Below are 24216 nucleotides of genomic sequence, written 5' to 3' on the forward strand. Positions count from 1 at the left end.
CCAGCGATCGATCATAGCAATTAAACATAGGATTTAAAAGAATTTCAGGGACCATTTAAAGGTACGAATGTAAGAAATTATGCATAAAAAAAAGGCGTTAAGGACATTTTGCCTTACAAACCCGAGGTATTGCTACGCTCCGAGAAATGCTTTCGGGTAGGTAACGCTTCCATGTATATGGGTTAAGGCTCCGGGGGTCAGTTCCTTAACCATGCAATAGTCATCGGCGACGGCAAAAGGCATCGTGATCTGATGATCTACGCAACGCTCATACCCGAATCGCGGGTAATAGTCTTTATGGCCCAGTACGATCACCGTCGTGTAACCGAGATCGGTTGCGATGCGGTGTCCGGTTTCGATCAGCGCACTGCCGATCCCCTGTCGTTGAAAATCAGGCGCCACACACACCGGCGCCAACGCGAGGGAAGGTATGCGCGTCTGGGCATGATCGATGGTAATGGGCGTAAAGAGAATATAGCCCACGATAGCCTGGTTGAGTTCCGCCACCAGGGAAAGCTCGGGAATAAAGGTTGCTGCCTCCCGCAAGGCTCGTACCAGGAACTGCTCCCGGTGATCACTGTGGGGATCATGCCGGAAGGCCCGTTCGATCAGGCTATGTACCAACGGGTAGTCGGCTGGGGTTTCTTGTCGGAGAGTGGGGTGCATGGGGTTAAGATATATAAAAATAATTTACAGTTGGTGTTTTACGTAAGCTTCTAATTAACAATCAATTACACTTATTTAGAAAATAAAAAGTAAGAAAAAGATTTAAAAATATAGATTTAAATATTATAATATAGAAAATATTCTATATATTTAGAGTCTGATAGGATAAATAGAGAAGAAAAATCAGAACTATTAAATTCAATTTATTGTACTGACGGGAAATTAGATTTTTATTTTACTGTTCCCACTAGTTAGTTTCTACATAAGTGGAATTAAATGGTAATTGAAGAATTCAAAAAATATAAAATCGGACAAAATGAATCATGTAATTAAATTCCATAGCATTCTATTCTTATTATTTTTTTTATGGGTTAATTCAACACAGGGTTCATTTAAAAAAGTAGGTTTTGGTTTGTTCATGCTTGAGGATGCGGAATATGTCCTTCTTCCGAAAAACTGGGGTTTTGAGGAAGAAGGTATATTTCGTAATTATTATGTAGATACAGATATAAGAGATAAAGCGACTAAGAATTTTAGTATTGTATCACCGATCATAGACGAAACTGTTACTAAATTAAATGATAAAAATTTTCAATCTTTAAATAAGATACAGGGCTATGCGGAATTTACTGATGAGTATGTAAAACGTATTTTTAAGACTGATAATCAAACGGATTCAATAATTCAAATAGCTAAAGAGGTATTTGAAGAGATTGAAGAACATAAAAATTTTGTAGATGTAATTTCAGGTAATGTAATTACCAATTTTCCAGTTGGTATTAAAAAACATATTACTCAAAATACACAATTAAGTATAGGTATTATAAATGCAAGATTCCATTCACTTTTTGCTGAGGTTGATATGTTCGCAAAGCTTGAGTTAGGAGAAATAGGCACTGAATTGTTTTTTGGTGCAAGTAACGTTAAGATCTCTCATGAAGGAGGTATTTATGACCAGGCCTCCCTAAACTTATTGTCAGATATTCCTGTTTCGAGTAGTGGTGGACAGTGGCTTTTAACTTTTAAAGGAGGAATCAAAAGGAATGGTAAGCCTGACGATGAAAGTTTCATTACCATAGACTGTGATGGGAATATAATAGAACTGGCTTTAAATGCGGATATTAGAATCTCTAAAAATATTGCAGTTCCATTAAAACGCAATGGTGATTATAAATTTCCTAATGACCTTGCGGCAGGTGATGGGAATCATCCCGTAGATAATGATAGTTACGTAGGTGCTGAATTTTACATTCGAACGACTTCTTTGGAAAATCTTTTGATAGAAATCAATCTCCCTCATTTTGAAATTAAAGGATTAAAAGGATGGGGATTCGAGGTCAAAGATTGTGTGTTAGATCTTAGTGATACCTTGAATTCGTCAGCAATGAGTTTTCCAAAATATTATGTTGAGAATAATTTATTAATTCGTGGACAAAGAGAATTATGGCGAGGATTTTTTTCAAGAGAGGTTAATATTATGCTTCCCAAGGAATTTAAATCAAGGAATTCCAAAGAGAGAATTATAATAGGAGCGGAGAATCTCATAATTGATAATTATGGTATTTCTGGAGAATTTTTCGCTGAGCATGTATTGTCTATTAATAAAGGAATCGCTTCCAAATGGGCTTTTTCGGTAGATGCAATTAAACTTAATATTGCCTCAAACCATTTTATTGAAGCAGGATTCAATGGAGAGATAAATTTACCAGTTGCTAATCCAGAAACAAAGGGAGGACTATTATCGTATGAAGCAATCGTTACAGAACAAGGAGAATATATACTAAATACAGAAATAGAAAAGGATGTTGCTTTTGATATTTTCAATGCAAAAGCAAAAATATTTCCGGAATCCTATATACAGTTGAAATTAAAGGATGGTAATTTTTACCCTGAAGCAAATTTAACTGGTGTAATGTCTTTCAATAAGGAGCAGGATTCTGCTTTAAATTCATTTGAAGGAAAACAATTGGCTAAAGAAAATTTTAACGAATTAGATTTTGAAGGACTTGCATTTCAAAATTTTAAAATCCAGACAATTGAAAAGCCATATTTGCAGGTCGCATACATAGGTTTTAAGGATACAGTTGATTTGATGAAATTCTCAGGTTTCAACATTGGTGTATATAAAACCAGCTTATTAGTTGATAATGATCAAACTGCGAATTTGAAATTCAACTGCTTTATTCAACTAGATGATCAAGGACTAAAAGGTGATTTAGGAATTCATTGTAAAGCAGCATACCAATCCGGCGATATTCTTAATTGGAAAATTTCTAAAATACATGTTGATTCCATCCAAATTTCAGCAGAGAGGAAAGGTTTCAAATTAAATGGCAAATTAAATTTTTTGTCTGAATCTACTTCATATGGTGATGCCATCGGAGGTAATTTGGATTTATATATTCCGGCCCTTAATATCAGCCTTAATGCAGGAGCTATTTTTGGTAAAAAAGATGCTTATAAATACTGGTATGTTGATGCATATGGAGATCCTTCATCTGGAAACAACCTAAATTTTAAAATTTTTAAAATTGGAGGCGGACTTTATCATCATATGAGAAAAGGTAATTATGATAAAAGTTCTGAAAGTTTATCAGGAATAAAATATATCCCGGACGAATCAATTAATTTAGGGTTTAAGGCTTTGGCGGCGTTCGAGGTTCGAAAGCAGACCACTTTTACTGGACTTACTGGAATAGAGATAAGTTTTAATAAATCAAAAAATGGAGGAGGAATCAATCGTGTCGGCTTTTATGGGGCAGGATCGATTATGAGTTCAAATTCATCAGATGATTCAATTATAGGTAACCTGGGGAATTTTGAAACCGTTCAAAAGGATTTGGCGGATCGGGAAAAGGCTTTACTTGCCATAGATGAAAATACTTTGGACCATAAGGGAATGAAATTCTATGCGGAGGAAGTATTTCCTGATGTTTTGAGTGGTAAGGAGATGTTTGCAGCCCAGGTTGCCTTTGATTATGATTTTGAAAATGAAATCTATTGGGGACTATTTGACGTTTATCTGAATCTTGGAGGGATACGTGGTGATGGTGTAGATAATAGATTAGGATATTTAGAATTTTATAATAGCCCGAAAGATTGGTATATCTATATAGGTACACCGGATAAACGTATTGGAGTTAAAGACATACCTATAGGATTATATAGAGCGAATGCGAATTTATATTTTATGACTGGTACTATATTACCTAAGCCTTCAGCGCCACCAAATATAATTTCGGAATTACTAAATCTAAAAGGGGATGAACGAATTTTTAATCGAAATTATAATAATGATCTAGCCATTGGAAAGGGATATGCATTTGGTGCTCAATTTTCAATTGGTTTAGGGTTTGACTGGGGATTAATTTATGCTTCAGTTGAGGCAGGAGTAGGATTAGATCTTATGATGCGTGATTTTGGTGAGGCGACCTGCAGAGGAAGTTCTGAAGAAGTTGGGCTTAATGGATGGTATGCGAGTGGGCAAGTTTATGCTTATTTACAAGGAGAATTAGGTGTTGCCATTAGAATATTCGGATTAAAAACCAAGGTGCCAATATTAAAATCTGGTATAGCATTGTTGGCACAAGGACATTTGCCTAATCCATGGTTCATTAAAGGTTATGCAGGAGTAAATATTAAGGTATTAGGAACTATAGCGATAAAAGCTAGATTAAAAATTACTATTGGAGAGGAATGTGAAATTATTGAAAGAACAGGACTTGATCAGGTAGAAGTTATTTCTGATATATTACCTTATGACAATTCAACGAATACAGATGTTTTCGAATCAATACAGATTGCATTCAATTTTCCAATTGGAGAAATTCTAAGAATTGACGAAACCCAGGAATCTAAAAATTATAGAATAAAGTTAAATCGATTCGAAGTTAAAGACGGAAATCGAAAGATTAAGGGAGATACATTGTGGAATGATCTAAGAGATCATTTGATCTTTGAACCTAATGATATTTTGCCTGAAGAAACACAATTGATCATTATTGCTCAAGTTGGTTTTGAAGAAAGAATTGATGGTACATGGGTACAAGTAAAGCAAAATGGTGTCCCAGTTATTGAAGAGAGAAGATCAACTTTTACTACTGGATTAGCTCCTTCAATCCTACCATTTAAAAACATTGAATTAATGTATCCCGTTATTGCCCAAAAATATCTACTTCCTAAAACTTACAAATATGGATTTATTCAATTAAAAAAAGGACAGGATTATCTGTTCGATTCCGAATTTAAAGATAAGTTATTACTTATTAACGAATCTCTTGGAGATACAATTGAACAAGAGTTGTCTTATGATAAAACTAATAATCGTATAAAGTTTGATTTAAGGAGATTAGTGCCAAATTCTGCCTATAGAGTTAATATAATTTCTATTAAGACAGCCTCTGATATTAAAGAGAAAGGTACTAATAAGTCCTTGAAGAATTTATCTCAGGAAATAAGTATATCTGAAAATAAATTAACAGGCTCAATAAATAGAGCAGGTATCATAGATAGATTTGAATTTGCTTTTACAACCAGTAAGTATAAAACGTTTAAAGAAAAGATTAGAAATCTTAAAGTCAAAAGAACTTACACTTTTTTTGAAGGAACTGAAGAAGCAGGGCTTTTAGGTTTTACAACTACCAATTCTGAGCCTTTCAGTATCGTGGAGTTGAAGGGCAGTCCATATGGAGGTTATAAGCCGTTAATTTCAGTGAAAGCAATACTTAAAAGCCGTTATTATCTAAATGAAATTTATCCGCTATTATACAAAGAATATCCCTTAAATGGTAATTTAAAAGTTACAAGGAATATTTTAAATCAAGGTTTGCCACCTAATAAGAATATCATTGTTGATAATAGATATTTGAGTGCAATTGAATACAATGATCTTGATTTTCTATCTACCAATTTTCCATTTCAATGGAAGCAATCAATTATTTTTTGGTCTGATTTTAAGGATCTTCAGAATCAGATAGTCCGCAAGTATTTAAATACAGAAACAATCAATTTACAAGCATGTAAGCATTATAACTATATCATAAATGGTGCTTTTCCATTTATTAACCGAGAAGAATATCAAGTCATGTTTGAATATGTGGTGCCAGATCAGGACTCTGGAGAAAAGGTTGATATTGAATATTTAAATGAATTTTAATGAAGCAAATGACTTTCTTACTCATAATGGTTTCCGTTCAGAATATTGGATTAGCACAAAATCGAATAAGCGATTCCAATGTTGAATCATTTTTACAAATTAAAAGCCAAGCTGCATCTGATTCTGTAATGATCCGTTGGGCTATGAATAATGCAATATGCTGGAAGAAATCCTTGAAATATGGATTTAATATTTATCGTAAAACGGTATTCAGAAACGGAGATTACTTAAGAAATGAAAAATTCGAAAGACTTAATCAGCATCCTATTATTCCAATAACGAAAAATAAATGGAAATTAAAAGTGAATGACTCACCTATGGCTGCAGTGGTGGCACAGGCAATATATGGTGAAGATTTTATATTGGAAGATGATGAAATAAATATTTCCCAAATTTTTTCAAAGGCCGAAGAGTTAAATAGAAGATTTGGATTTGCGCTATTTGCTATAGATCAGGATTTTAATATTGCTCTTTTAGCGGGTTTAGGATTTGTAGACAGGCAAGTTAAAGCAGATGAACAATATATTTATAAGGTTTTCTCTGCAATGCCTGAAACGGATTTGGCCTACCCTGAACCCGCACTGGCCTTTGTAAATCTCTCAAAAACAACTGAATTGCCTGCGCCGTCAGGGTTGATAGCATATCGCTTAGGAAATAAGGGGATGATCCAGTGGAATAATTCTAAGGAGTTTTCAGAATTATACAGCTCTTATTTTATTGAGCGATCAGTTGACGGAAAAATTTTTTATCGCGTTAGTGAAGTTCCATTTGCTCAAACAGATTCTCAATTAAATAAGACTTTGAAATTTACGGATATCCTCCAGGATTCATCAAAGACATATCATTACAGAATTATCGGGAAGACAATTTTTAATTCTATTGGTAAGCCTTCATCAATGGTCAAATTGAAGGAGGTAAACCGCACAAAAGTTTATCCTGATTTATTGGAACCCATTATATGGAAAGATAGTGTTCGTCTTAATTGGAAATATTATATACGGAAAACAGATTCTATAATAAAATTTCAGATTTTATCTTCAGCTACACCAACAGGTGCATTCTTAATAAAGATTGACTCCATAGCGTCTGAACAAAGAAGGTTGGATTATAGAAATCAGTATTCTGTAGAATATATAAAAGTTAGAGTTTTATTATCGCAAAATGAATATGTGGATTCTAATACAAGATTAATTCAGATAGCTGATACAATACCGCCTCAAATACCGAAAAATCTTAAAATAATTCTGAAAACAAATCGGATAGTAAATCTCAAATGGAATTTAGTCGCTGATCCTGATATTTTGGGATATGACATTTATAGAGCAAAAAAAGATGGTGACATTAAAACAAAATTGAACGTCAGTCCAATAAAGATTGACACTTTTAATGATTCACTATTAAAAGGGGATTTTATTTCAAAATATAGATATTACATTAAAGCTATTGATCGAAAATTTAATGAATCAGATTTTTCCAAAGAAGTGGTTGTAGACTTTCCGGATATTATTAAACCAACTTCACCATTAATTAATAAATATCAGGTTAATAAGGATTGTATTATACTGAGTTGGGTGAATAGTTCGTCAAATGATGTTCAAAGTATTCAACTTTTTAGATCTATTGTAAAGGAGGGTCAGAAAGGGGACACAGTTTTAATTAAAAATCTACCTGTAGATTTTAAGTTGCCTTTCAAGGACGAAAAGTTAAAAGGAGCTAATGAATATTATTATTTTCTAAAAGCAATTGATAGTTCTGGAAATATTAGCTCTCCGTCCCCTGGAATCTCTGTGAAAATAGCTCCACAGTTTCAAAGAGAGGCCTTGAAATTCTTTAAGGCCACACCAGATTTTAAATTTAAATTAATCGACCTCAGTTGGGATGCTAATAGAAATGGATTAATTTCTATAGCGTTATATAGAAAGGTTGGTGATGGTAAGCTCTCACTTTATAAGAGAATACCCTATAATCAAAATCATTTTACTGATAGGGATATAGTTATAAACAGTAACTATGAATATATGTTAAGGCTAATTTATAATGATGGATCTCAATCTTTTTCAAACAAAATCCAAGTTAATTATTAGCATGAATTTTAAACTACTTCTATTATATATATTAGCGTTTAATTGTTTCTATTTATTTGCTCAAGATAATGTTCTTGTAGCCATACCATTGCCATATACCTACGAATTCTATGATGGATATATGGATGGTAGTGGATCATGTTCTACATGTGCAATAACTTCATTAAGAGATCCTTTTGTTTATTTTACTTCATACCCGGATTCAATATTTGTCAATGAGCCTTTGCATATTAATGCTGATGAATTATCTGTCACAATGTATGAGAATAAAAATTTAACTTTCACTGGAGCGGATGGAAAAATAGATCAGTGTGTAATAGATATAAATCAAAAAAGCAGTAATCTCATTTTTGCTAAAACAATGACCGAATATTGTGAAGAATATATTAACCTGCAGACAGTAGATATTCATTTAGGGGAGTCATTTATTTTAGGAAATTCAAATTCTCAAAATCTTGAAAACTACAGTTATTCTCAGGCTTTAAGTGCCATGAAGATTTGGTTGATTCCAAATATAGATATTGAAAAGGATATAAATAGTAATGCAAGTTATTGCAAGCCACTATTCAATAGGACAGGGATTAATATTGTTGATGGACATTGGGAATATTTAACAGATAATATTGAAGATGGGTGGCAGCATATTAATGATATGGATATGCGAAGTATATATCCTCTATCTGTTTCTCCACAGATACTGGAGAAAGCATTAAATAAAGATTTAATGGCTTCAAAATTTTTGAAGCTACGATTTGTATTGAAAGCAAGTGGTGGCGGAAAATACAGTCGTATAAGAAATTCTAATCAGGATATAGAAAATCAGAGTTTAAATTCCGGAACGTTCATTTTAGGTCCATATAGCTTTTATATAAATCGATGTGCTCCAAATTTGGATAATAGTATTCAACCCAACCCTCAAGTACTTAATCCTTCTTGTAAAGGAAGTAAAAATGGCAGTTTTAGATTGTCATTCGATCGGGAATTAATAGTAGGAAATGGAGAGAAACTACTAATAGGTTTGGAAAAATTCACAGATAATTCATGGGCGTATGTCAAATCCTATAGTTTTACTAATGAAGATTATAAAGACAAAAACATTACCTGGCCAAAGGAAATTAGTGAAGGTCTATATAGGGTCTATTGGTCATCTTTATTTGAATCTGAGGGTGATTCTGCAATACCAACAGATACCAATTACAGTACACCATTTCATATATCAGATCCAGAATTATTAGATTTAAAAATTATTAAATCTGATGTGAAATGTAAAAATGAAGCTACAGGTAGAATTACATGTTTACCAATCGGTGGTATTCCTCCCTACTTATTATCAATAAACGATGGTGAATGGGTATCAGATACTGAATTTAAAGAATTAACAGTAGGAAACTATAAGGTTGTTCTCAAAGATGCAAATGGGTGTGAGAAGTCGGTAATAGTAGTGATTAATGAGCCTGAAAAAAGGCTTAATGTATCACTGTTTAATATTATGAATCCTAAGTCAAATAGTTCTGAAGATGGGAGTATTGATATAAAGATTACGGGATCAATTGGAAATTATTCTATTGAATGGTTGAAAAATGGAGTGATTTTTTCTAATGAACAAAATATTAACCAATTAGGTGCAGGAATTTATGAGTTGACTGTAACTGATGAAAATGGATGTAGAGCGGACACGCTTGAGGTTGAGATTATACCTCCACCAGTTTTAAAAGTTGATTTTCAAGCCGGATTGAATCCATTAAATTGTTTTGGCGAATTAACCTCAATTAAAGCACAGGGTATTGGTGGAGTTTCTCAAAATGATGATTCATATACATATTTATGGGATGATGGTACTGTAAATCAGGAAAGATTTAATCTCAAAGCAGGTTCATATTCAGTTACTGTGAAAGATAAAAATGGGGTTGAAGCCGTAGATTCTATTGTCATAACTGAACCAAAGCCATTCAAAGTGAATGAAAGTCATACAAATGTTTCCTGTAAATACGGAAATAATGGAACCATAGAATTGGATATTAAGGGGGGAATTCAACCTTATACTATTACTTGGTCAAAAGCCTTGAATCCAAATTTTTTTGATGAAGGGGAGATTATTAAAGGACTGAGCTCTGGATTATATTTTTATGAAATCACAGATTTCAATAATTGTACTTTTAATAATTTCTCTACTGGTATTAGTATTTATGAACCCACACGAGAACTTGGAGTTCATGAAGTGAAAGATAGACATGAAGATAACATTATTTATAATGGAAGGTCCGGTGTATTGTTTTTTGAATTTTCCGGTACCCAAAAGATCAATAAAGCTATTCTTTATCGGGATAAGATAGAACACATAATATTAAATTCGACTGACAAGCTATTCTTCGAAGGTCTTCAAGCTGGAAGCTATTCCTTAATTATTTTTGATGATAATGGATGTCAGGCAGAATTGTTACAAGAGGCTATTATCCAAGAACCGGACCCCTTAGTTTTAGATCATTTTATTGTAAACAATGTTAAATGCAATGAAGATAGGTCAGGTGAGGTTGAAGTCATTATGACTGGAGGCATACCCCCTTATAATTTTCAAGTTTTTGATATTAATGGGAATTTATTATTTGACACTTTTAATAATTTAATCGATAATTTATTTGCGGGAAAATATATTCTTAAAATAGTTGATAGTTCCAAAAGTGAAGTATTTATTGAACAACCTTTTCAAGTTTTTGAACCTTCAAATTTGACATTGACTTTTGAAAAAGGAGACAATTTTTGTTATGGTAATAATAATGGTTGGATTAATTTAAATGCCTCTGGAGGTACCCCTCCCTATTCTTATAGTTGGAACACTGGTGAAGAGACGGGGAATGTTAGAAATCTATATTCTGGTCTATATTCAGTAGTTATATCAGATAGTTTGGGATGCCAAATTAAAAAGGATATATTAATTGATCAACCAAAAGAAATATTAGCAATTGAAAATGTTGAAATTCAGAATGTTTCTTCAAATGGAAAAGCAGATGGAAATATTAAAATAAGAGTTTTTGGAGGAACTCAACCTTATAATTTTTATTGGACAGGGCCGAATATGTTTGAAGCCGTAACAAAGGATATCGAAAATTTAAAAGCAGGAATATATCATTTGGAGGTAATGGATAATGTTTCTTCTGGAGGTTGTTTACTTGATGTAGACTACGAAATTACAGAACCTGAAAGCTTGATTTTAGAATTACAAACAGTTTTTGAACCTGTTTGTAATGGTGAATCGGAAGGTGAATTATTAGCATTAATATCAGGTGGAGTCCCTCCTTATAAAATTCAATGGTATAAAATGGAAGACTCAAGTTATATCAAATTAATTCAAGATGGAATATCTGCGGTAAATTTGACTTCCGGAGTTTATATGGCTGAGGTGACAGATATGAATGGAATTACTGTAGGAAGTCAGGTCGAAGTAAAGGGAGTCGAACCACTTGAGATTGTTGATATAAAAATTTATCCTCCCCTTTGTTTTAATGATAAGAGTGGGGGTATAAGTTTGGATATAAGTGGTGGAACTAAGCCATATTCAATTGATTGGAATAATGGTATGGTTGGGAATAAAATTGATAATTTAATTGCGGGAACATATAAAGTGCAGGTGACAGATGCGAATGGATGTTATCTCGATAGAGAAATTGAATTGATTCAATATAATTCGCCTATTAGTTTAGGATTTTTAGAGGTTGCTTATGCCTCCACTTTTGAAGGTAAGGATGGTAGCATAACATTGAGTATCACTGGGGGAGTCCCTCCATATAAGTTGAAGGCCTCCAATCTAGAATATATGTTACAGCAAGCTGAAATTTTTAAGTTACATGACCTTCAGGCAGGTAAGTACACTATTGAAATTACTGATGATGTTGGTTGTGTAAATACTCAGGAGGTGATTATAGATCAACCGGATCTGGTAAATTTTGAAATTACCAACTCAGGCTGTTCAGGAGATTGTCAGGGAGCGATAAGCTTGGAGGTAAACAATGGTGTTTCGGATTATATCTATAGGTGGAATAATGGTAAAATTGGGTCAAAAATCCAAAACCTGTGCCCTGGAAAGTATACCGTAGAAATCCTCAGAGCAAATAAACCATCCATTTTTCGCACCTATGAGATCCCTGAGCCCATAGCCATTGAATTGGACTTACCCGATGAAGTGGTGGTTTGTAAAGACCGATCCATAACGCTGGATGGAACTTGTTCAGGTCAGGAAGTGTCTTATCACTGGACCAAGGATGCAGTATTTTATTCAGATCAGGCCGTAATTGAAGTAAATGACAACGGTGTATATAAACTCCGTGTCATCGTAGATGGATGCGAGGCCGAGGATAGAGTTATGGTATCTACTTCCCAACAGGAAGTGGTTGCAGATTTCCTGATCAGTTCCCGTGTGTATGAGGATTTACCGGTGTATGCCGTAGATATCAGTATCCCTATCCCGGAAGAGGCGGAATGGCGCGTGCCGGAAGGCGTACTTCTAAAATCGGAATTCTCCGGGATGGCGGAATTGGTGTTCCCTGAACCCGGGACCTATACGATCGGTTTATTGACTACGATTGACGGTTGTACCGCTCTTAAATCCAAGGAGGTGATCGTGCTCGATGATTCCACTGATCCCTCAAGGACTAATGATAGTGCCTCCGGAAAGATCTTCGAAGAAGTTGTGATCTATCCCAATCCCGGTAATGGGGTATTTCACCTGAAAGCTGATCTCTATCGGTCGAGTCCGTTAAACGTTAAAGTATACAATCTGACTTCCAATCTGGCGGTTTACTCGAACTCCTACCTGGAAACCCGTCATCACAATATAAAAACCGACCTGTCTAATCAGCCTCCCGGAATCTATGCGTTGTGCCTGGAAACCCTGGATGGTAATCTGGTAAGGAAGCTGGTGATCAATTGACTTGAATCAGGCAAAAGTCAAGAATAACCATTTCCATACTCAAGTATACATTCCCTTACACAGTGCTTTGCATTATGCAATCCTAACGGTCACTTAATTTAATGGTCTTTTTTAGCTCTGATCATCGCTTCGAGCATATCCCACATCGGTTCGGGTACGGCTTCAAGCAGATTGAACATTCCTGCGCCTTTCAGCCACTCCCCGCCATCGATGGTGATGACTTCTCCGTTGAGGTAGGCACCGAAATCAGAGACCATATATGCAGCGAGATTTGCCAGCTCCTGATGATCACCCACTCGTTTCAACGGAACCTTTTTAGCGAGATCGAACTTTTCACGTAGTTCTCCGGGAAGTAAACGATCCCAGGCACCTTTGGTAGGGAAGGGGCCAGGTGCGATCGCATTGAAACGCATGCCATATTTCGCCCATTCCACCGCCAGACTGCGGGTCATCGCCAGGACACCGGCTTTGGCTGCAGCTGAAGGAACTACATATCCGGAACCAGTCCATGCATAGGTGGTTACGATATTTAAGACATTGGTGTTCTCCTGTTTGGTATCGATCCAATGTTTTCCGAAAGCCAGCGTACAGTTCTTGGTACCTTTCAGGACGATATCGATGATGGTATCAAAAGCATTGGCAGACAATCGTTCCGTAGGGGAAATAAAGTTTCCGGCCGCATTATTCACCAGGATGTCCACTTTTTCAAAACTATCCAGTACCGTTTGCATCATGGCTTCCACCTGATCATAATGACGCACATCGCATTGTACCGGTAAACAGGTGCCTCCGGTCTCACTTTCCAGCTCTGATGCTGTGGTCTTTAATTTATCGAGATTTCGGGAAGTGATCGCCACTTTGGCTCCCAATTCCAGAAAATAGCGGGTCATCGCTTTTCCGAGTCCACTACCACCTCCGGTAACTACGATGTTCTTACCGGCTAAAGCATCGTCCCTGAGCATTTTTTTACTGTAGTCCATTTTATATCGTCTTTAAGTGTGTTCGTTGTTTTATTTAATGTTTTCGGATCATCAGCGATCCGGTTGGTTTAAGGTTGTGTTTCTTCTTCGGTTCCGAGAATCTTAAGAATGCTGATCGCCGCTTCACTGATGGGTGTCCCTGGTCCGAAAACCGCAACCGCCCCGGCATCGAACAGGTATTGATAATCATTACGGGGGATTACCCCTCCGACGATCACCATGATGTCTTCCCGATCGTATGACCGGAGCGCTTCGATCACTTTTGGTACCAGTGTTTTATGGCCACCTGCCAGCGATGAAATACCCAATACATGAACGTCGTTTTCCACTGCTTGCCTGGCAGCTTCCTCCGGGGTTTGGAACAATGGACCGATATCGACGTCAAAGCCCATATCCGCATAGGCGGTCGCAACCACCCTGGCCCCACGATCGTGCCCATCCTGTCCCATTTTTGCGATCATGATACGGGGTCTTCGACCCTCCTGTTCTGCGAACTGATCGGATAATTTCCGGGCAGTTGTAAAGGTTTCGTCGTCTGCAGCTTCTTTTGAATACACGCCTGTAAATGTTTGTGTGGTTGCCTTATATCTGCCATAAACCTTTTCTAGTGCCATGGAGATCTCTCCAAGGGTTGCCCTTGCTCTGGCAGCTTCTATTGCTAAAGCTAATAAATTTTTGGTGTTTGTAGAAGCCGCTTCGGTGAGTTGGCTCAGCGTATGCTGAACTTTGTCTTCATCCCTGTTCGCTTTTACGAATTCAAGTCTGTCGATCTGCGAACGGCGGACACTCTCATTGTCTACTTCCAGAAGTTCCGGCAGTTCATCTGAGGCTGCTTTGTACTTGTTTACTCCCACGATCACATCTCGTCCACTGTCGATACGGGCCTGTTTGATGGCAGCAGCCTCTTCGATACGCATCTTGGGGATACCGGCTTCGATGGCTTTGGTCATGCCTCCGAGTTCTTCAACTTCTTGGATGAGTTCCCAGGCTTTTTCCACCATCGTTGCCGTAAGTTGTTCTACGTAATAACTTCCTCCCCACGGATCCACTGTGCGCGTTATTCCCGTCTCTTCCTGTAAGTATAATTGGGTGTTTCTGGCGATCCTTGCCGAAAAATCGGTCGGTAGAGCGATCGCCTCATCGAGAGCATTCGTATGTAACGATTGTGTGCCTCCGAAGGCTGCAGCGGCGGCCTCTATGCACGTACGACTCACATTGTTAAAGGGGTCTTGTTCGGTGAGGCTCCACCCACTGGTCTGACAATGGGTACGCAATGCCAGGGATTTCGGATCTTGAGGGTCGAACTGTTTTACGAGTTTAGCCCATAACATCCGGGCAGCTCTCATCTTTGCGATCTCCTTGAAATGATCCATCCCGATCGCCCAGAAAAATGAAAGTCTCGGGGCAAATTTATCTATTTTCATACCTGCCCTGAGTCCGGTTCTGATATATTCGAGTCCGTCGGCAAGCGTATACGCTAATTCGATCTCCGGAGTAGCACCGGCCTCCTGCATATGGTAGCCCGAAATACTGATACTGTTGAATTTCGGAAGTTCCTTACTGCAATATTCAAAGATATCGGCGATGATTCGCATGGAAGGTTCCGGTGGGTAGATATACGTATTCCGAACCATGAACTCTTTCAGAATGTCATTCTGGATGGTGCCGGATAATAGTTTTCGGTCAACGCCTTGTTCTTCCGCGGTAACGATAAAAAAGGCCATGATCGGCAATACCGCTCCGTTCATGGTCATGGAAACCGACATCCGGTCCAGCGGTATCTGATCGAACAATATTTTCATGTCTTCTACCGAATCGATCGCTACCCCGGCCTTTCCCACATCTCCCACGACGCGCTCATGATCGGAGTCGTAACCTCGATGGGTGGGGAGATCAAACGCAACGGAAAGGCCCTTTTGCCCGGCCTCCAGATTTCGTCGGTAGAACGCATTACTTTCTTCCGCAGTGGAAAATCCTGCATATTGTCGGATGGTCCAGGGACGCATCACATACATGGTGCTGTAAGGCCCGCGTAAATAGGGTGGGAACCCGGCAGCGAATCCAAGATGTTCATGCTCGTCTTTTACAGATATCGGGTCCTTACGAAGGGTATCAGCCTTCAGGCTTAGATGTTCTAATGATCGTCTACCCATGTTGTTCATTCTTTAAACGGTCATTTTCAGATTTTTCAGCGATCCTCCTGGGAAGTATCGGTTCGACCAGTGTTTTTTGTGGGTTCTTTTTCAGGAAGGGATGCAGTTCCAGTGAATTCTTCATAGATTCAGCAGTATTGAGGTAACAGTTCGTACCTATAAGTCGTAATTGCTGCTCTTTGAAGGCTTTTAATTCCTCATTTGCATTTTCACGGATCTTTCGTTGAAGGGTATGATCTCTTAATTCCTGTAAAAGTCCGCCACCGGATTCCAGTTGTTTGAACAATTCAAGCGCTTTAGTGGCCAGTTCTTCTGTTAGTGCTTCTATATAATACGCGCCATCGGCCGCTTTCGCGGCTTCATCGAAATGTGCTTCCTCCTTCAGAATGAGCAATTGGTTTCTCGCGATACGGGAACCGAACTCATTATCCTTATGAAAGATAAAGTCATAAGGCATACTGCAAACCGCTGAAGCGCCGCCTAAGATGAGACTCATCGATTCACCGGTGGTGCGAAGCATATTAACATTATAATCGTAAATGGTCTTGTTGCGTAAGGAAGGACTTCCATACAGATGGCATTCACCAGGAAGGCCATATTCTTCAGCTATCAATCGATATAGTAATCGCAACGCTCTTAATTTTGCGATCTCCATGAAATAATCGCTTCCGGCTGCCACCGTGAAAACGGTCTTTGATCCGGAGAGGAGTGATAGTTTGTTTTTATCTTCGAGGGCGTTGAGATATTCCACGAGATGGCATAACGTATAAGCCAACAGCTGGACACTGTTAGCGCCGGACTCCTGATAAAGGGTTGTATTGATATGAATTCCGCTTGCAACGGATGTTGTATGGCTGAGATGATGTTGTATATTCATCCAACGTTCAAGGTCTTTTTCCCTATTGGAAAACCAGTTTCCGGTAGTGGCAAGGTGACCTATAGGATCATTGAGCAGATAGATTTGACCGGTAACATTCTGAAGGGCTTTGCAAAGTTCTTCTACAAAGTCTGCAGACATCAGATTTACTTCGAGATAGATCGAAGCTGCTTTTTCGGAAACTCCTTCGAAGAGGAGTTGGAGATCCTCAAATCTTTTATCGAAGTGGAAAAGGATACTTTCACTTCCGGAGTTAAGCGCATGCATTGCTTTCCGGTTGGCTGTATGCAGATTACTGACATAGACGCGTTCACAGATCTTCCAAGACTGATCGGGTTGGGCAGGCGCTAGTTCAGGCCTGTCTTCAGCGGAATAGAAGGGTTTGATACGTATTCCTTCCGGAGTATCGGTGATCAGGGTTTCATTATAATCTTTTCCCTGAAGGTCGTATTGTATCTTTTGCTTCCATTGTTTTGGCGGTATTTCATGGAATTCTTCAAACATGAATGGTGTTATTTATGATCGGTTTTAAGACTATCTTCATATTCAATGATGAAAATATCTTCTTCAGGACGTTTCAGATAATATTCCTCCCTGGCGAATTTCTCGAGTTCATCGATATTCTGAAGACGTTTTAATGTCTGTTTATCCTTTTGAATTTCCTCCTGGAGGTGTATCTTTTGTTTTTCGAGCTTATCGATTTCATTATCCAGTTCCTTGTGGGTAAACCACCAACTATTGGTGTCAAAGAACAACATCCAGATGACAAAGATGGTCGTGACCAGAACGTAGATGTTACTGAAGATCCTGAACCATCGTGATTTTCTTAATTCTTTGAGCTTCATATTATATCAGGCGTTCGTTGATAATAGTTCTAACGATATCTATGGCAACGGTATTGTATTTATTGTTGGGGATGATGATATCAGCAAATTCCTTGGTAGGTTCGATAAATTGTTCGTGCATCGGTTTCAGTGTATTCTGGTACCTGCTGAGTACTTCATCGATATCACGACCTCTTTCCATAAGATCTCTTTTCAGTCTTCGGATCAGACGCTCATCCGAATCGGCATGAACGAAGATCTTGATGTCGAACAGTTCACGTAGTTCCGAATGTGTTAGGATGAGAATACCCTCTACGATCATTACCTTTCTCGGATGTGTGGTGACCGTTTCACCGGTACGGTTATGTTCTACAAATGAATAGACCGGTTGTTCGATCGATTCCCCTTTTTTTAAAGCAGATAGGTGCGCTTCCAACAGCTCAAAGTCAATAGCCCTGGGATGGTCAAAATTGATCCGGGTTCGTTCTTCATAAGAGAGTTCGGAGGTATCCTTGTAATAGGAATCTTGAGAAATGACACCAACCTCATTTTCAGGAAGTTCGTTGACTATCTGGTTAACTACAGTGGTCTTTCCACATCCGGTTCCTCCGGCTATACCGATAATAAGCATAGTTGATTATTTATCTGCAAAAGTAATGTTTTGAGGCAGAAAAATAACAAATTGCCGGAGGACTGTGGGAATATTAATGGATTATTTTTTAACCGCAGTGACTTCAGCCGGGGTAACCGGTTTCTCTGCTTTGTTTCCCCAGGAATTCAGTATATAGTTCATCACATCTGCAACCTGCTCGTCATTGAGTCCCATAGGTATCATCATATTGTTATAGACCTTGCCATTTACAGTGATCTTCCCTTGTTGTCCGTATTTCACCGCTTTGATACTCGCTTCTCTGTTCTTTAACAGGTAGTCGGAATTGGCTAATGGCGGGTATAAAGGATTCACACCTTGTCCGTTCACCTGATGACAGGTGGCACAGGAAGTCTGATAGATCTTTTCGCCTTGTTTAATACTTTTTTGCAGGTCGAATTTTTGTTCCGGATATACATTCCAAACGAGGATACCCGTGAGCAGGATGTATATGAACAATGTTTTTATCATTTTGCCACTATTTTCAGAATTCCTTTGCCTTCAACACCCAGGTAGATATAACCATCAGGCCCCTGACGTACATTTCTCACCCTTCCGATATTCTCGAATAATTTTTCACGATTGGTCACTTTACCATCAGCCATACTCAACTTTTCAAGATATTGAAATTTTAAGGATCCTACCAGTAGATCTCCTTTCCAGTCAGGATATTTGTCGGAAGTTACGAAGCACATTCCACTGGGAGCTATCGAAGGAACCCAGTAGTGAAATGGTTGCTCCATGCCTTCTTTTTCCGTAATGTCGGTAAAGGAGGAACCATCATAATTGATTCCGTAGCTGATCACCGGCCATCCGTAATTTGCACCTTTCTTGATGATATTGATCTCATCACCCCCTTGTGGACCATGTTCGTGTACCCAGATTTCTCCGGTTTCCGGATTTTTTGCCATTCCCTGAGGATTACGGTGCCCGTAGCTAAAGATACCCTTAACCGCATTCGGTTCATTCATAAAGGGATTGTCATCAGGAACACTTCCATCATCATTTAAACGGTAGATCTTACCTCCATCTCTTGTGATATCCTGTGGATTTACATCTCTGTTACCTCGTTCACCGATACTGAAATAAAGGTACCCGTCATCATCGAATTCGATACGGGATCCGAAATGTCTTCCTTCCGTCGTGTTAGGTGTTGCTTTGTATAATTGTTGTTGTTCTACCAGTGTGGTACCATTCAGTTTTGCCCGCATCAGTGCAGTATGACCACCTTCGCCTTCTCCTTCACTGGAAGCGTAGGTCATGTAGATCCAGCCATTATTTTCATAATCCGGATGTAATTCAATATCCATTAAACCTCCTTGTCCTCTTACATATACTTCCGGACCGCCGCTTACAGTCTCTTTTTTGCCATCCTTAAATAAGGTGATCTCACCGCTTTTATCAGAGATCAGGAGACTTCCATCCGGCAGGAATGCGAGTCCCCATGGGATAGTTATACCATCAACAACGGTTTCTGTGGTATATTCCAGGTTTTCAGGGGTCGTCACTTCCTTGTCTTTTTTCTGAGCACAGGAAAGAGTGAGAAACCATGAGAGGAAAAATAAAAGTTTGAATTTCAATTTCATAAATATGGATTAGTTGATTTTTTTGATTCCTGTTAAAAATAACGTTTTATTACGTTAAAATTCTTAATAAAAAGAAAAAATTAGGATGTTTAGACAAGTTGCTCTCTAATCCTTTTGCTGTAGGAAGTGGGAGATGCCTGACAACGCTTTGGTAAAGGAATACGATCTCCTTTAAACCCCTGTTAAAATGAGGATTCTTACCCCCTGTATTCAAGGGGAAAATGCCTGTAATTAGCTGTCTCATAAGGATTGAGGTCTTATTTATTCGTATTTTTAATGCTATAATCATATTCCTCCCACGAATTAAATTGTAGAAGTCATGGCATTGTTTATGGATGTACATTATATGGATGAAGTCAACGAAGGTCTTTCCGCCTTACTGTCTGCTCATTTAAAGGATCTGGCAGTTCAGGAAGTGTTTGGGGTGAAACATTTAAAGTTTTGGATCAACTATGACGAACGTACTATTTATATATTAATGGAAGCCCCTGCCATGTCAAATTGTATTGCTGCTCATAAAAGTTCGTCTAAAGATTGCTCCTGTAACCTTGTTGGGGTAGATGGAAATGATCTTAATTTTTTTAATGTGATGCGAACCGAGATTTCCTCGGAAGATTCTGGAGAAGATGTACCTGCGTTACCATCGGATACCTTACTGCAGTTAGCCTTACTGGATCAGTATCAAAACCATGGTGTCGATGATAATGGCATAAGAGACTTGATCCGAATTCATGATGGTATACTCATCTATGAACCTTCTCAAAAGATTATGGCCAGATTCAAATCTGCAAGCAGGGCTTTACTCTGTGCCTTTGGGATAAGATCACGATTAAATAATCTGAAGAATATACCTGAATTCAGAATTTCACTGAGTACGATCGCTCCGGAATGTAAGGATATTGAAAGTGCGGGAAAAGCAGCACTGCAATTGTGTGGCAGAATGAATTATATAAACAGGTGCGGCAGCATCTATCTTGATGATATCACTTCCCGATATATTCAGTTGGAAGGTATCGTATCGCTTGAAGATGATGAAGAACTAAAGGTGTTGAAGGCCAATGATATTCAATTCTTAAACCGAAGCGCTTCCATCATCGAAGCCGAACTTGATAATTGTGATTTCGATATCGATAGTTTTTGTTCGCAGATGGGAATGAGCAAATCACAGCTGAACAGGAGAATACGAAAGTTATCAGGAGAATCCCCCAACCAGTTGATTCTGGAGATCAAAATGCGTATGGCCTTTCATCGTCTGTGCCAGTCAGAGCAACAGATCTCAGAGGTTGCCTACGATCTCGGATTCAGCAATCCTTCCTATTTCACAAGAGTATTTAAGAGAAGGTTCAAAACCCTTCCGTCGATTACAAAATATGCTTGATCTTTTTTTTCTTACCTCATCATAAACCCAGTGGTTTACTGGGAAGTGTGTTAAATATTGCATAAAATCTGAAATTATTTCACCCGTTTATCGCTTTTGATTGTCTTTGTAATAAATAAGGAAAACTAACTTAATATGAAGATTAGAAAAATTACTATGCTCTTGCTTTTTGGGGGAATGAATCTATTCGCCCAAAGTAAGCAAGATCCTTTTTTCGATGCTTCAGTACGAACAGGTGTACTGGAGAATGGAATGACCTACTACATCAAATACAATAATGAACCTGAAGACAGGGCTTCATTTTATTTTGCTCAGAACGTTGGGTCTGTATTAGAAACCGAGAAACAACGTGGTCTGGCACACTTTCTTGAGCATATGGCATTTAACGGAACGCAGAACTATCCCGATAAATCAATGCTCGAATATCTCGAAAAGAACGGTATTAAATTCGGATCTGAGATCAATGCTTTTACCGCTTTCGATCAGACGGTTTACAATATCAGTAAGGTACCTGTGGAGAACTCAAGATTGATGGATTCCACGTTATTGATTCTGCATGACTGGTCAGGATTTCTATCGCTCACCGATGAAGAAATCGATAAGGAACGAGGTGTGATCAATGAAGAATGGAGAACAAGAAATACGCCGTCATTCCGAGCCAATGAGAAGGTTTGGACCACCGGTTTGTTAAAAGGCTCCGTTTATGCAGACCGAATGCCGATCGGACTCATGTCTGTGGTTAATAACTTTGAGTATGACGAACTCAGGGATTATTACAGAAAATGGTATCGTCCCGAAACTCAGGCGGTGATCGTGGTAGGGGATGTTGATGTAGATGCTATGGAGAAAAAGATCAAAGAGATTTTCTCTGATATTCCAATGGCAAAGAATCTACCGGAAAGAAAAGTGTTTGGAATGCCTTTAAAGGGAGATTTTGTTTTTATTGAATCGCTCGATAAGGAACTGGGAAGTTTGAACATTAACTTTTCAATTCGCCAGAACCCGGAGGTATTAAAAGGGGAAGCTTATCTCGAAGATAACCTTCTGAAGTCTGTGGCCTCTTATGTGTTGAATAACAGATTCGCAGAATATGTTCGTCAAAAAGATTGTCCTGCCCTTTCTATTGGGTACAGGTATTCACAATTTGTACGCCCATTGGACGTACTATCTTTGAGTATCGTTCCGAAAGATGGAAAGGAACTTGAGAGTTTTCAGTTTGCACTAACGGAATTGCTTCGTTTTGTTACATTCGGAGCTACGGAGAGCGAATTGGAAAGAGCTAAAGCTTCTATCAAAAAGGGACAGATTTCCTATTTGAATAATAAAGATAAGATCGCGAGTGATCAGTATGCTTCTCAGATCTATGACCATTACTTTACGGGCAATCCTATGCCGGATATCGAATGGAGTGTAAATTATAATGTGAACAGAGTGGAGACCGTTACCAATGACGAATTACTCGCTCTGATGAAAAAACTCTATAAAACCGAAGATATTGTGATCGCTTTGGTGGGTGGTGAAAGTGAGACCTATCCTAAAGAGAAGGATTTTAAAACGGAATTTAATAGAGTGAATAAGCGCAACGATCTACAACCTTATGTGGATAAGGTTGATGATAAGCCGTTGATCGCTGAATCGCTAAATAGGACCGCAATCGTGAAATCTGATAACGTTCCTGGTTTTGAAGCGATGGAATATGAGCTTAAGAACGGGGCTAAGGTCGTGATTTATCCTACCGACTATGAGAAGGATCGTATCTATCTTTCAGGGTATAGTCCAGGTGGACGTTCCCTGTTGCCGATAGAATTACTTCCGTCGGCAGAGATCGCAACGGCTATTGCTCTTCAGTCAGGATTAGGAGAATATGATGCGGTAGCCCTGGGGAAAAAATTGGCGGGAACCAGAGCAAATGTTTCGTTAAGTTTGGGTGAACTGTCAGAGTCTGTTTCCGGAAGCAGTGTTAAAAGTGATGTCGAAGTAATGTTCCAGAAATTGTATTTGTCATTTATGGCACCTCGGTTCGATAATGACGTATATGATCTAACCATGGAACGAGTCGAAAAGAATTTAGAGAAAAAGAAGAAGAACAACAAATCCATTTTCAGCGATTCTTTATCCGTGGCTTTGGTAAATCATAATGAACGCTCCTTACTTTTCAATGAGGACCTCCTGAGTAGAATCAATTTTGAAGATATGCAGAAGATCTATAACGACAGATTTGCCAATATTGGAGATTTTACTTTTGTAATCATGGGGGATATCGATAAAGATCAGATACTTGATCTTGCTGCGAAGTATATCGGAAATATCACTGTGAACGGCAAACAGGAAACTTATAAGGATCATAATTTTGAACCTGCAAAAGGCAGAACTCAGGTACATGTTACGGTTCCTATGGAAACTCCGCAGGCTACTGTTAATTTGGTGCTGAAAGGGGAAGCAGCCTATAGTCATGAAAAAAGCCTGGCTTATAGTCTTTTCGGGCAATTATTACAGAAGCTTTGTCACGAACAGATTCGTGAAGAAGAAGGGGGAAGTTACGGAGTTGGTGCAAAAGCCGGTCTGTCGAGATTGCCTCAGGAACGTTTCAGTGTTTCTGTAGGTTTTGATTGTAACCCGGAAAAAGCAGATCATCTGATGAAACTTGTATATGATCAAATGGATATCCTTACCAGTCAGGTAAATGCAGAAGATTTTAAAGAAGCAAAGGAGTCGATGATCAAACAACGCAGAGAGGTTGAGAATAATAATAATTATTGGATGAGTGCCATCACTTCGCAGGTTTATTATGGAAACGAAAGAATGGATATGGATACCTATATCGAGGTGGTGAATGCAATTACCAAAAAAGATATTATGGATATAGCATCGTATATCACAAAAAATTCTGATGTAGTGGAAGGTTTATTGATGCCGGAACTATAAAATTTTGAATTTTAA

General features: G+C 38.2%; 13 protein-coding genes. 5 read left to right on the forward strand and 8 right to left on the reverse strand.

The features are described 5' to 3' along the window. Positions 1-132 precede the first annotated feature (132 nt). Positions 133-666 carry a GNAT family N-acetyltransferase gene (locus DMZ48_RS12205; protein ID WP_143955436.1) on the reverse strand — a complete coding sequence of 178 codons (534 nt, stop codon included), beginning with the start codon at positions 664-666 and terminating at the stop codon, positions 133-135. 316 nt (positions 667-982) lie between these two features. Here DMZ48_RS12205 and DMZ48_RS12210 point away from each other — a divergent pair, with 316 nt between their 5' ends. From DMZ48_RS12210 to DMZ48_RS12220, 3 genes are read left to right on the forward strand one after another with little or no spacing between them, the layout of a single operon-like run. Continuing rightward, a complete protein-coding gene (locus DMZ48_RS12210; RefSeq protein WP_143955437.1) occupies positions 983-5821 on the forward strand; it encodes a hypothetical protein in 4839 nt (1612 codons plus the stop codon). Next, on the forward strand, positions 5821-7905 hold the full coding sequence (locus DMZ48_RS12215) for a fibronectin type III domain-containing protein (protein WP_143955438.1): 2085 nt from the start codon (positions 5821-5823) through the stop codon (positions 7903-7905). The genes DMZ48_RS12210 and DMZ48_RS12215 overlap by 1 nt, the downstream gene beginning before the upstream one ends. Before the next feature lies 1 nt (position 7906). After that, positions 7907-12829, forward strand: a complete 4923-nt coding sequence (locus tag DMZ48_RS12220) for a T9SS type A sorting domain-containing protein (protein WP_162558710.1) — start codon at positions 7907-7909, stop codon at positions 12827-12829. Between the two features lie 98 nt (positions 12830-12927). On the opposite strand, the gene DMZ48_RS12225 is transcribed toward DMZ48_RS12220, so the two are convergent. The 7 genes from DMZ48_RS12225 to DMZ48_RS12255 form a co-directional block, all read right to left on the reverse strand. After that, complete coding sequence (locus DMZ48_RS12225) at positions 12928-13809, reverse strand: SDR family oxidoreductase (protein ID WP_143955440.1); 882 nt, start codon at positions 13807-13809, stop codon at positions 12928-12930. Between the two features lie 68 nt (positions 13810-13877). Then, positions 13878-15962 carry a methylmalonyl-CoA mutase gene (scpA, locus tag DMZ48_RS12230; RefSeq protein ID WP_143955441.1) on the reverse strand — a complete coding sequence of 695 codons (2085 nt, stop codon included), beginning with the start codon at positions 15960-15962 and terminating at the stop codon, positions 13878-13880. Continuing rightward, complete coding sequence (locus DMZ48_RS12235; protein ID WP_143955442.1) at positions 15955-17343, reverse strand: methylmalonyl-CoA mutase subunit beta; 1389 nt, start codon at positions 17341-17343, stop codon at positions 15955-15957. The genes scpA and DMZ48_RS12235 overlap by 8 nt, the downstream gene beginning before the upstream one ends. Before the next feature lie 8 nt (positions 17344-17351). Further along, positions 17352-17684: an FtsB family cell division protein gene (locus DMZ48_RS12240; protein ID WP_143955443.1), complete on the reverse strand. Its 333-nt coding sequence runs from the start codon at positions 17682-17684 to the stop codon at positions 17352-17354. A gap of 1 nt (position 17685) precedes the next feature. Next, entirely contained in the window at positions 17686-18294 is a 609-nt protein-coding gene (gene udk, locus DMZ48_RS12245) for a uridine kinase (RefSeq protein WP_143955444.1), read from the reverse strand. 81 nt (positions 18295-18375) lie between these two features. Next, on the reverse strand, positions 18376-18783 hold the full coding sequence (locus DMZ48_RS12250; protein ID WP_143955445.1) for a c-type cytochrome: 408 nt from the start codon (positions 18781-18783) through the stop codon (positions 18376-18378). Continuing rightward, positions 18780-19898: a PQQ-dependent sugar dehydrogenase gene (locus tag DMZ48_RS12255; protein WP_143955446.1), complete on the reverse strand. Its 1119-nt coding sequence runs from the start codon at positions 19896-19898 to the stop codon at positions 18780-18782. Before DMZ48_RS12255 ends, DMZ48_RS12250 begins: the two co-directional genes overlap by 4 nt. Positions 19899-20217: 319 nt before the next feature. On the opposite strand from DMZ48_RS12255, the gene DMZ48_RS12260 reads away from it, so the two are divergent. Both DMZ48_RS12260 and DMZ48_RS12265 read left to right on the forward strand, forming a co-directional pair. Continuing rightward, positions 20218-21276: a helix-turn-helix domain-containing protein gene (locus tag DMZ48_RS12260; protein ID WP_143955447.1), complete on the forward strand. Its 1059-nt coding sequence runs from the start codon at positions 20218-20220 to the stop codon at positions 21274-21276. A 135-nt stretch (positions 21277-21411) separates the two neighbouring features. After that, entirely contained in the window at positions 21412-24201 is a 2790-nt protein-coding gene (locus DMZ48_RS12265) for a M16 family metallopeptidase (RefSeq protein WP_143955448.1), read from the forward strand. Positions 24202-24216: the final 15 nt, after the last annotated feature.

The organism is Robertkochia solimangrovi, assembly GCF_007279655.1.
GTDB lineage: Bacteria > Bacteroidota > Bacteroidia > Flavobacteriales > Flavobacteriaceae > Robertkochia > Robertkochia solimangrovi.

Bases quoted from the DNA above. Each gene is read 5' to 3' on its own strand.
- DMZ48_RS12205 (WP_143955436.1), bottom strand. From the start codon at position 666: ATGCACCCCACTCTCCGACAAGAAACCCCAGCCGACTACCCGTTGGTA.
- DMZ48_RS12210 (WP_143955437.1), top strand. From the start codon at position 983: ATGAATCATGTAATTAAATTCCATAGCATTCTATTCTTATTATTTTTT.
- DMZ48_RS12215 (WP_143955438.1), top strand. From the start codon at position 5,821: ATGAAGCAAATGACTTTCTTACTCATAATGGTTTCCGTTCAGAATATT.
- DMZ48_RS12220 (WP_162558710.1), top strand. From the start codon at position 7,907: ATGAATTTTAAACTACTTCTATTATATATATTAGCGTTTAATTGTTTC.
- DMZ48_RS12225 (WP_143955440.1), bottom strand. From the start codon at position 13,809: ATGGACTACAGTAAAAAAATGCTCAGGGACGATGCTTTAGCCGGTAAG.
- scpA (WP_143955441.1), bottom strand. From the start codon at position 15,962: ATGGGTAGACGATCATTAGAACATCTAAGCCTGAAGGCTGATACCCTT.
- DMZ48_RS12235 (WP_143955442.1), bottom strand. From the start codon at position 17,343: ATGTTTGAAGAATTCCATGAAATACCGCCAAAACAATGGAAGCAAAAG.
- DMZ48_RS12240 (WP_143955443.1), bottom strand. From the start codon at position 17,684: ATGAAGCTCAAAGAATTAAGAAAATCACGATGGTTCAGGATCTTCAGT.
- udk (WP_143955444.1), bottom strand. From the start codon at position 18,294: ATGCTTATTATCGGTATAGCCGGAGGAACCGGATGTGGAAAGACCACT.
- DMZ48_RS12250 (WP_143955445.1), bottom strand. From the start codon at position 18,783: ATGATAAAAACATTGTTCATATACATCCTGCTCACGGGTATCCTCGTT.
- DMZ48_RS12255 (WP_143955446.1), bottom strand. From the start codon at position 19,898: ATGAAATTGAAATTCAAACTTTTATTTTTCCTCTCATGGTTTCTCACT.
- DMZ48_RS12260 (WP_143955447.1), top strand. From the start codon at position 20,218: ATGGCATTGTTTATGGATGTACATTATATGGATGAAGTCAACGAAGGT.
- DMZ48_RS12265 (WP_143955448.1), top strand. From the start codon at position 21,412: ATGAAGATTAGAAAAATTACTATGCTCTTGCTTTTTGGGGGAATGAAT.